This is a genomic window from Xanthobacter aminoxidans, from assembly GCF_023571765.1.
GTDB classification, from domain to species: Bacteria; Pseudomonadota; Alphaproteobacteria; order Rhizobiales; family Xanthobacteraceae; genus Xanthobacter; species Xanthobacter aminoxidans.
Genome location: NZ_JAMJXC010000024.1, coordinates 59,666 through 69,384, shown reverse-complemented (window position 1 = coordinate 69,384; position 9,719 = coordinate 59,666). Strand labels below are relative to the sequence as shown.

General features: G+C 62.6%; 8 protein-coding genes and 1 pseudogene. 1 reads left to right on the top strand and 8 read right to left on the bottom strand.

Annotation, left to right across the window (positions count from 1 at the left end; genetic code table 11):
* Both EJ105_RS24630 and EJ105_RS24625 read right to left on the bottom strand, forming a co-directional pair.
* Positions 1–277, bottom strand: a 277-nt coding sequence (locus EJ105_RS24630) for a transposase (protein WP_250168405.1), incomplete at its 3' end; no start/stop codon positions are given.
* 57 nt (positions 278–334) lie between these two features.
* A pseudogene (locus EJ105_RS24625) lies at positions 335–618 on the bottom strand (transposase); the annotation flags it as partial.
* A gap of 515 nt (positions 619–1,133) precedes the next feature.
* Between EJ105_RS24625 and EJ105_RS24620 the strand changes: the two are divergent.
* Positions 1,134–1,337 carry a hypothetical protein gene (locus EJ105_RS24620; RefSeq protein ID WP_250168404.1) on the top strand — a complete coding sequence of 68 codons (204 nt, stop codon included), beginning with the start codon at positions 1,134–1,136 and terminating at the stop codon, positions 1,335–1,337.
* A 592-nt stretch (positions 1,338–1,929) separates the two neighbouring features.
* On the opposite strand, the gene EJ105_RS24615 is transcribed toward EJ105_RS24620, so the two are convergent.
* From EJ105_RS24615 to EJ105_RS24590, 6 genes are all read right to left on the bottom strand, one after another.
* Entirely contained in the window at positions 1,930–3,192 is a 1,263-nt protein-coding gene (locus EJ105_RS24615; protein ID WP_250168403.1) for a tyrosine-type recombinase/integrase, read from the bottom strand.
* 588 nt (positions 3,193–3,780) lie between these two features.
* The gene (locus EJ105_RS24610) at positions 3,781–5,268 is read right to left on the bottom strand and encodes an aldehyde dehydrogenase family protein (protein ID WP_250168402.1); all 1,488 of its coding nucleotides are present in this window, start codon (positions 5,266–5,268) and stop codon (positions 3,781–3,783) included.
* A 91-nt stretch (positions 5,269–5,359) separates the two neighbouring features.
* Entirely contained in the window at positions 5,360–6,742 is a 1,383-nt protein-coding gene (locus EJ105_RS24605) for an MFS transporter (protein WP_250168401.1), read from the bottom strand.
* A gap of 87 nt (positions 6,743–6,829) precedes the next feature.
* The gene (locus EJ105_RS24600; protein WP_250168400.1) at positions 6,830–7,777 is read right to left on the bottom strand and encodes an amidohydrolase family protein; all 948 of its coding nucleotides are present in this window, start codon (positions 7,775–7,777) and stop codon (positions 6,830–6,832) included.
* Positions 7,778–7,861: 84 nt separating this feature from the next.
* Positions 7,862–8,698 carry a polysaccharide deacetylase family protein gene (locus EJ105_RS24595; RefSeq protein WP_250168399.1) on the bottom strand — a complete coding sequence of 279 codons (837 nt, stop codon included), beginning with the start codon at positions 8,696–8,698 and terminating at the stop codon, positions 7,862–7,864.
* A gap of 31 nt (positions 8,699–8,729) precedes the next feature.
* Entirely contained in the window at positions 8,730–9,623 is an 894-nt protein-coding gene (locus EJ105_RS24590) for a fumarylacetoacetate hydrolase family protein (RefSeq protein ID WP_250168398.1), read from the bottom strand.
* Positions 9,624–9,719 lie beyond the last annotated feature (96 nt).

Below are 9,719 nucleotides of genomic sequence, written 5' to 3'. Positions count from 1 at the left end.
GTTCGATGTTGCGGCGCGCCTCGCGCTCCAGCTTCCGGCTCGAGGTCAGCTGATGCAGGTATCCATAGACATAAAGCTTGAGCATCGTGCCCGGCGCGTAGCCGGGCCTGCCGGTCGATGCCGGCTGCACGCGGGCAAAACCGAGCTCGGCAAGATCGAGCTCATCGACGAACGCGTCAATGATGCGGACCGGGTTGTCAGCATCCACATAGTCTTCCAGGCACGTCGGCAAAAAGCTTGCTTGGTGGCGGTCAGCAGCTTCAACGAAACGTCCCATATGACACCCCCGAAGCAGTGCTAGATCATAGCATCATCAGGGGTTTTCACACAGCCTCCGCTCGGCAGCGGGCGTCACCACTTCTTTCCCAGAAGATCCTTCAGCGCGACATTATCCAGCATGGCATCGGCGAGCATGCGCTTCAGCTTGGCGTTCTCGCCCTCCAGCGCCCGCAGCCGCTTGGCTTCCGACACCTCCATGCCGCCGAACCGGGCCTTCCACTTGTAGATGCTGGCGTCGCTGACCCCGTGCTTGCGGCTCAGATCGGAGACCGGCACTCCGGCCTCGTGCTCCTTCAGGATCGAGATGATCTGCTCTTCCGTGAAACGGCTGCGCCTCATGGTCTGGTCCTCGCAATGGGCCAGAACGAACTTCAAGCTGGATTAGCCAGGAGGGGCAATGTCATTAGGCGCGTCCGAATGCCGTATTCTGATATTCCTCGGCCAATCGAGATTAGACATGCCTTAATCGCGTGCAGGGCAACCTGGGTATGCGCAGCGCTTATGGCCGTGTTGTCAACGTGCTGCATGGTTCTTTTCGGTTGGGGAAGACCTGGATTGCCTCCTCGGTATATCGACAGATTCCCTGATAACAGCGCATACTTTGCTATTTTCTTTCTTTTGGTCTCAAAGAGTTTCCAATTTCACTGGGACCATTGGCGACTCGTATGCGAGGGGAAGTCGGCCTTCATCCGAAAGCTCGGCGAGGAAAATTTCACATGGATGTGGAAGCGGGTCGCACTTCGTTTTACGGCCGCTAGTGCTATCGCGCTCCTGGTTTCCATTGGCGAGAATGTCAAGATATTGAGAATGTCATTTGGATTCTAAAGCTATTGGGACATAGAAGGGAAGGTGGGATGAGAATCCTCAAGCCTCGCTATTGGTATCCTTACCTGCGCATGTCTCGTGCGCTCGTTGATTATCCAATCTACGCGCCGCCACATTTAAAGTGCGAATCTGATTTGACCGACGATGAGGCGCAGGAGAATTTTGATTATTTCATGAAAGTGAAGGATCAGCGCCTCGACATGTTCCTTGATTGGATGTGGCGCAACTTTTGAATTCGACTCTCGTTCAAACCAGAATCAATCGAAAAATTTGACAGATGGGTAAAGTTTTACAATGGTTCGATTGTCGCGGACGGACAGGGCGCGATTTGGCGCTCCTATAACGATTATGATCCAGCTTGGACCGGCCGGTTTGTCGGGTGCAATCTGATTTTGGATGCCGGTATCTATCTTGGAGAATATCTGATCTGCAAGAGGCCGACGATAAGGTGGGGGATGGACAAGGGATATTTTTCAAAATTCGATATAGACGAAATAGAAGAATATGATGAATCTAGTGTAGAGTATAATATAGACCAGAACGTCGAGCGGTATCCATCCGGAAATTATAATAAGGTCCTGCTTCTTTTCCAAAATGGGCGGCGCGACAATCCCCTACCACTCCAAATGTACAATGCCACCAATCAGGCGCCGTATCTTTTCTTGGATGGAGCCCTTAACGGCCTTCCGGGTCAGGGGAGCTATAATTCGGCAAGAGCGTGTATCGCGCAGGCTCTTTTCTTTCACGATCTCGCACCTGACAGCAGCTGTCTCACTCCCGATTTTTCAATTCGTCCAATCGAGTAGTCCCTTCTCGGATTGGGCCTCATTGACTCGTTTCCGAGCCCGCGCCCGTGATCAATTGCGCCACGTGCTTTCCCCAAGCCTCTGCCGCTTCCCGCTTCTCGTTCCCGAAATCGTGCCGCTGGTAGACGCCAACGATGCCCGAGAATGTCCCGCTCGTGTGATTGAGCAGCTTCTCTACCACATGCACCGGAACGCCAAGCCTCGCCATTCCTGATGCCATTGTGCGGCGGAGATCGTGAAGGCGCCAGTTTGGAATCGTCGGCGGTTCGTTCGCATCCTCCTCGTCATCTCCCTTGAGCAGTTTCGTGATCGCCTTGTCGACAGCTGCCTTAGCCTTAGAGAAGCCGGAGATGGCCGTTTTGCCGGTGGTGGAGAACACGAAGGCGGAATCTCCCTCTCCATCCTTCATGCGTGGCAGGGCCTCGATGAGGCTGATAGCTTCCGGCGACAACGGGACCACATGGGCCTTGCCGTTCTTGGTGCGATCGCCTGGAATGGTCCACGTGGCATTCGCCATATCGATTTCGCTCCACCTCATGCCGGCGATTTCATCGCGCCGTTGCCCTGTCAGAATGAGCAGATGGATGAAGGGGCCGAAGGGCCAGTCAATGCTCTCGGCTCCTTTCCATACAAGCCCAAGTTCCTTGTCGCTGAGAATGCGGTCCCGGCTTTTCTCGGCGGTGGGTGCCTTGATGCCGGCGACAGGCGAGGCGTCCACAATCCCGCGCTCTGCGCACCAGTTGAAGAAGCGGCGAACCGCGGCAAGGAGGCGATTGGCCGTGACCGTCGCCCCTCGATCAACGGCAGCATCAAGAAGATCGATCACGTCACGTTTAGTGATGCTCTTGATGGAGCGCCCTTTCCAAGCGGTAGCGGCCTCGTTTTCCAAATATCGCTTTGTTTCCTTGAGCGAGGCTTTGCGTTGGTGCTGTTCTGCGTACCGGTTCAAAAATGAGGTTACCGCTGACGCAACGTCATCTTTGACGGCTTCGGCGGCTTCGCGCTTGGTTTGCTTTTTTTCCTCACTTGGATCGCGGCCTTCGGCGACTGTGGTCAGAACCTGTGCCGCCAATGTGCGGGCATCGGCGAGCTTGATTGCCGGATATGTGCCCAGCGTGTGCTTTTTGGGCTTGCCCTTGAAGCGATATCGGACAGCCCAACTCTTCACGCCGCTGGCTTGGACAATGAGGTAAAGGCCGGGCATGGACCCATCAGGAATCTCCTGACGCGAGGCGCCCGGTTTCAGTGCATCGATACCCTTCGCTGTAAGTGGCTTCGCCATGTCGGCGCGTCCTCCATTTTGATACCCCGAGAAGATGGGGTAACAAATGGGGTAACGCAAGAGCTTGGAAGGCGAGCGCCTATGAATTGACGCTGTTGACACGTAAAATATATAAAACAATAAAAATCAAATAGTTAAATCGGGTCAGGGGGATACTTGGCATTGAGTTTACTCGCGTTTCCGCATAGCTCAGTTGGTAGAGCAGCTGACTCTTAATCAGCGGGTCCTAGGTTCGAGCCCTAGTGCGCCCACCATTAAAATCACAACATACGGTGGTTTCACCGTTTCAGGTTCCTCATCTGAAACGGCTTTTGAAACGGTTTTCGCCGTAGCCGGCGGGCGCTATCTCTCTGTGTCTGAACTGTAGAGCGCGGTGCGCTTGAAGTCCTCGGTGAAGTTCGCTTTGCCCATCGGGGCCTCCTTGCCTCGAACTTGGGGAAGAAGGCGTCCGGGAACCTAGGGGCGGTCCAGCCTCGTCCAAATCTGACACCCGCCATGACAGAGAGAGGTCGGGAATGGGTCGGAGGGATGAGGACTTCAGCCACTCTTTCAGTCAGGATCACCGACGAACGCCCGGGGAACCGCCGTTCAGATCTTCTCGGCGATGTCGTCGAGCGCGCCCCATTGGGGCACGTCGCCGAAGCCGGTGGGGATGCGCAGGGCCTTCACATAGGTGAATTCGTTCAGCGTCATGGCCGCCCGCTCGCGCCCGTAGCCGCTGGACTTGGTGCCGCCGAAGGGGGTGCCGTTGCCGCCGCGGTTGTAATTGTTGATGAAGACGATTCCCGCCTCCACCCCCCGGGCCACCCGGTTCGCCCGGGCCTGATCGCGTGAATAGATACCGGCCACCAGCGCGAAGTCGGTGGAGTTGGCGATGGCGATGGCCTCCTCCTCGGTGCGGAAACTCATCAGCGCGGTGACGGGGCCGAAGATCTCCTCCTGCGCGATGCGCATGTGGGGCGCGACGCCGGTGAAGACGGTGGGCTGGACGAAATAGCCGTCCCGCAGCCTCTCTTCCTGTGGCAGCGGGGCCTGCGCGAGGATGGTGGCGCCTTCCTCCAGGCCGATGCGGATATAGTCCAGGACCTTCTGCTGCTGGGGCTTCGAGATCAGCGGGCCGATATGGACCTTCGGGTCCGTTCCCTCGCCCAGCCGGAGCCGGCGGACGAAGGCGGCGAGCCGCGCGGCGAAGGCATCGTGGATGTCGGCGTGAACGAGGATGCGCGAGCCCGCGGTGCAGGCCTCGCCCTTGTTGAAGAAGGCCGCATCGACCGCATCGCGCACGGCCCGGTCGAGATCCGCGTCCTCGAACACGATGAAGGGGTTCTTGCCCCCGAGTTCCAGCAGCACTGGAACGTGCCGCTCCGCCGCCGCCTTGAGCACCGCCGTGCCGGTGGAGGGGGCGCCGGTGAAGGAGATCTTGCGGATCAGCGGATGCGCGGTGAGCGCCCGGCCGGTGGCGCCGGGGCCGGGCACCACATGGACGAGATCGGGCGGCAGCACCGTGTTGATAATCTCGACGATGCGCATGATGGTGAGCGGCGCCTGCTCGCCCGGCTTCAGCACGATGGTGTTTCCGGCTGCCAGCGCCGGCGCGATCTTCGCGCCGGTGTGGATGGGCGGCCAGTTGAAGGGAATGATGCCGGCCACGACGCCATAGGGTTCGCGCACCGTGACCGAATAGACGTTGCCCATGTCCAGCGTCTCGCCGCTCATCTTGTCGGCGAGGCTGCCGAAATAGGCGAAGGCGTGGATCAGGGCGGAGACGTCGAAGGCCTTGGCGTCACGGACCGGCTTGCCGTTCTCGCGGCAGAGCAGCTCGGAAAGTTCGTCGGCATGTTCGGCGAGCTTGCGGCTGGCCTGGAGAAGAGCGAGCCCGCGCTCGCGCGCAGGGACGCGTCGCCAGCCGAGAAAGGCTGCGTGGGCCGACCGCACCGCCGCATCCACTTCCGCCACTCCGCCGCCCTGGACCACGGCGAAGATCTCGCCGGTGGCGGGATTGTCGACGGGAAAGCGGTCCTCGGCGTTCGTCGAGGACCAGCGGCAGGTGACGAGATCGAGCGGTGCTGTTCCCATGGCGGGTCTTCCTCATCGGTGGCCATGCCCGAAGGACGCCGGACACGGCAGTGCACCGGCCAGCCTTATGACGGGCTGGCCGGTGCCGGTTTCAGCGGGAGATGTCTTCCAGCGACCGGTTGGTGGTCTCGATGGCCAGAGCCGAGACGACGATGCCGGCGACGATCGCGGCCGATGCGAAGACGAGGAACACCATGCCGATGCCGTCGGCCACGAAGAAACCCACGATCAGCGGGCCGACCATGGAGGCCAGCCGCAGCCAGGCGGTGCCGAGGGCGGTGCCGATGGCCCGGGCGCGGGTCGGGTAGATCTCCGGCGTGTAGAGATAGATGCCGAGAACCGACAGGCCGGCGAAGTAATAGGCGATGCCGCTGAGCACCACGAACTGGGGCACCGACGTGAGGCCGACGTACCAGATGGAGAGGAGCGCCGCCGCGGCCCCGAACAGGGCGACCATGAACAGTCTGCGCCGGCCGATCCGGTCGATGACGAAGCCCGCCGTCAATCCTCCGGCCAGCTGCATCAGGCTGCCGATGGTGCCGAAGCGCAGCGCGGTTTCGAGCGGCAGGTTGAACACGCTCCGGTACAGGGTCGGCAGCCAGGTGCCGAGGCCGTATGTGATGAGGAAGGTGGAGAACCAGATCACCCACACCACCACCGTGCGCTTGATGTAGTCGGGGCCGACCAGGTCACGCCAGGACGACCTGCGCGGGTCCGCGGGGACCCATTCGGTGGGCGGGGCGAGCTTCTGGCCGGTGGAGGCCTCGATCTCGCTCTCGATGCGCGCCATGGCGGCCTTCGCGTCGGCCACGCGGTTGCGGCTCGCGAGCCAGCGGGGCGATTCCGGCAGCAGGAAGCCGAGGCTCACGCCGATGATGATCGGCAGGACGCCGATGAAGAACATCGCCTGCCAGCCCAGGTGCGGCACCACGAAGGAGCCGATCAGGCCGGACGCGAACAGCCCGAAGGTGAAGACGCATTCGTAGAGGATGAAGAAGCGTCCGCGCTTGTGCGCCTTGGCGATCTCGCTGATGTACACCGCCGCGATCGGCACCTGCGCGCCGAGGCCGAGGCCCTGGATGGTGCGGAAGACAAGGAGCGTCTCGTAGTCGGAGGCAAACGCGCAGGCGAGGCTCATCGCCGACATGATGCAGATGGCGCCGATCATGGTCGGCAGGCGGCCGAAGCGCTCGGCGCACATGCCGGCCACGAGCGCGCCGACAAGCTGGCCGAGATAGCCGGTCGAGATCAGGAAGCCGACCTGCGGCCCGCTGAGCTTCCACAGCGGCCGCAGCACCGGCAGCACCTGGGCGATGGTGAGCGCGTCGAACGCATCGAAGAAGGTGGCTGTACCGATCAGGATGCGGGCCTTCAGGTGCCAGCGCGAGAACGGCAGGCGCTCGATGCGCGCGGCGACGTCGCGGATCACCTCCGCATGCGCGCTGTCGGACGTGCCCATACTGATGTTCGTCATCCAATCACCTCCCCGGCATTGCTTTGATCTGTGTTCTTGATGAGGGAGCGCGCCGATCGCCGGCACGCGTCCTCGCCGCGGCCGGTCTCACGCCAGCTTCAGCAGCCTCTTGGCGTTGCCGCCGAAAATCTTCGCCTTGTCGGCGTCGCCCAGCTCGAACGTCCGCAGCCAGTCCACGCCCGGCGCGTTCTCCACGAAGGGCCAGTCGATGGAGAACAGGATGCGGTCCACGCCCATCTCCGCGATGCAGCAGGCAAGCGCAGGGTCGGAGAAGAAGCCGCTCGTCGTCACGTGGAAATGGTCGGTGAACAGCTTGCGGAAGGTCTTCGTCGGCGTGTCGCGGCTCAGGGCCTCGTCGATGCGGGCCATGAGGAAGGGGATTCCCTCGCCGAGGTGCCCGAGAATGAGCTGGAGACGGGGAAACGCCTCCAGCGCCCCCGACAGAACGAGGCGCATGGCATGGGTGCCGGTCTCGATGGTGAAGCCCCACGCGGCCGTGGCGAAGGTCGGGTGGGTTTCGGCATATTTCCCCATATAGGCCTGCCGCACCGCAGCCATCGGCAAGGCGGGATGGATGTAGAGCGGCACATCCAGCGCCTCGGCGCGTTCGAGGATCGGCCAGAAGCGGGCGTCGTCCAGAAACAGCCCGTCCGTCGTCCCGTGGATCATGGCGCCCTTGAAGCCCAGCTCCCGCACCGTGCGTTCCAGTTCCTCCGCTGCATGGTCGGGCACGGACGTGGGCAGCGAGGCGAAGGCGGCGAAGCGGGTCGGGTGCGCCGCCACCACCTCGGCGAGGCGGTCGTTGGCGCGCCGGGCAACGTCAGCCGCTGATGACGCCGGAACCCGTTGAAGCCCGGGCGGCGCATGGGAGAGCACCTGGATATCGACGCCCGCCTCGTCCATTTCACGCAGGCGCTGGGCACCGAGATCGCGCATGCGGGTGGCGAGGCTCCCGCCGGCGCCGCCGGCGATGGCGTACACCTCGGCATCGAGATAGTGCTCCTCGATGGCAACAACCGGCCCTGGCGCCGCCATGGCGCGCCTCCTGCTGCTCGGATGCGTGTCGAAAACTCTGGCCCGCCATCCCCCGCGCCGGCCGTGCCGACGCAGGGGCGTGGCTCAGGCACACAGAGCGGCGAGTTCGGCGTGGGTGGTCAGACGCGCCAGCGCCTCGTAGCGGCGGGCGAGGCGCAGCGACTCGATCAGCTCGATGATCCCGTAGGGCCGGCCGAACACGTGCGCGTGCACGGTGATGTCCAGGCAGCAGGGGCGCTTGGGGGCGTCCGGCCATTGCGAGAGCAGGCGCTCCAGGATCTGGGTGAAGGCGCGCGGCTCGTTGCCGTAGCGGATGTAGAGCGGCATGTCGTTCACTTCCATGGTGAACGGGACGCCGACGACGCTGCCACGCGGCGTTTCCAGCTTGTAGGGCACATCCGTGTCGAAGATGTCGGAATGCCAGGCGAAACCCTGCTCCGCCAGCAAAGCGGAGGTGACGGCGCTGGGGGTGCAGCGCGGGCTGATCCAGCCAGCCGGACGGCGGCCCGAGGTCGCCGCGATGGTGGAGATGCAGCGCAGGAGATCGGCGCGCTCCTCGGCCTCGGTCTGGTAGGCCGGCACGATGTTCTGCGCCCAGGCATGGGCGGCGATGTCGTGCCCGGCCGCGACGATGGCCTTCATCAGGTCCGGGTAGCGCTCGGCGAGGATGCCGCTGACGTAGAACACCGCCTTCACGTCGGCAGCGGCGAGCGCGTCGAGGATGCGCCAGGTGCCGACCTTGGGGCCGTAGTCCGCCCAGGAGCGGCCCTGCAGGTCGAGCACGCCGGCCTTGAGCGGGTTGCCCATGGGGCCGATGCCCGGCGCGGAATCGTCGCTCCAGGCTTCGAGCATCACGCTGACCGATAGGGCGAGCGGACGGTCCAGGGGCCAGGCGACGGGGGTGGAGGTTGCAGCGGTCATGCGGCGCGCCCTTTCAAGTGTCGCGGTTCGTTCAGCCGATACGGTTCTGGAGCGTGCCGATGCCCTCGATGTGGCAGGTCACGATGTCTCCCCGCTGAAGCGGGTGGGGCGGCGTCATGGCATAGCCGACACCGGAAGGCGTGCCGGTGGCGATGATGTCGCCTGCTTCCAGCGTCATCCCGCGCGAGAGGTCCTCGATGATGCGGGGCAGGTCGAAGATCATCTGCGAGGTGTTGGCGGCCTGACGGCGCTCGCCGTTCACCTCCAGCCACAGGTCGAGCTTCTGCGGATCGGCGATGGCGTCGTCGGTGACGATGCAGGGGCCGATGGGGCAACTGCCGTCTAGGCCCTTGCCCTTGAACCACTGATCGTGGCGCCGCTGCAGGTCGCGGCCGGTGATGTCGTTGAGCACGGTGTAGCCGAACACGTAATTGCGCCAGTCGGCAGCCGGAATATCGCGGCCGTCGCGGCCGATCACGATGGCAAGCTCGATTTCGTAGTCGAGCAGGTTGGTGATGCCCTCATGCAGCGGGATGGTGTCGCCGGTGGCGATGACGGTCGTCGGCGGCTTGGAGAAGAACTGGGGAAATTCCGGCAGCTTCAGGTCCAGCCCGCGCGCCTTGTAGCCCTCGGTGACGTGATCGATGTAGTTGCGGCCGACGCAGAAGATGTTCTTGGCCGGGCGCGGGATCGGCGCCAGCAGCGTGACGTCTTCCAGCGGGACGAGACCAGGCCCGCCGCGACCCGCCCCCCGGGCGGCCTCGGCCAGAGCCTTCGCGGCATCGACGGCGCCGGCGCGGATCAGCGAGAGCATGCTCTCGAATTCGGGCTTGCCGGTCGCCGTGAGGTCGAACACGGCGTCATCGAGCACCACACCCAGGTGCTGATCGGCGGACGGCTTGCGAACAAAGGTGACCAGTTTCATCGGCAGTTCTCCTGCCGTCAAAAAATATCGATTTTCCGAGTCGGTCAACTTAAATATCGATTTTTTGATTGTGCATTGCAATATTATCGATCATTC

Bases quoted from the DNA above. Each gene is read 5' to 3' on its own strand.
- EJ105_RS24605 (WP_250168401.1), bottom strand. From the start codon at position 6,742: ATGACGAACATCAGTATGGGCACGTCCGACAGCGCGCATGCGGAGGTG.
- EJ105_RS24615 (WP_250168403.1), bottom strand. From the start codon at position 3,192: ATGGCGAAGCCACTTACAGCGAAGGGTATCGATGCACTGAAACCGGGC.
- EJ105_RS24590 (WP_250168398.1), bottom strand. From the start codon at position 9,623: ATGAAACTGGTCACCTTTGTTCGCAAGCCGTCCGCCGATCAGCACCTG.
- EJ105_RS24595 (WP_250168399.1), bottom strand. From the start codon at position 8,698: ATGACCGCTGCAACCTCCACCCCCGTCGCCTGGCCCCTGGACCGTCCG.
- EJ105_RS24600 (WP_250168400.1), bottom strand. From the start codon at position 7,777: ATGGCGGCGCCAGGGCCGGTTGTTGCCATCGAGGAGCACTATCTCGAT.
- EJ105_RS24620 (WP_250168404.1), top strand. From the start codon at position 1,134: ATGAGAATCCTCAAGCCTCGCTATTGGTATCCTTACCTGCGCATGTCT.
- EJ105_RS24610 (WP_250168402.1), bottom strand. From the start codon at position 5,268: ATGGGAACAGCACCGCTCGATCTCGTCACCTGCCGCTGGTCCTCGACG.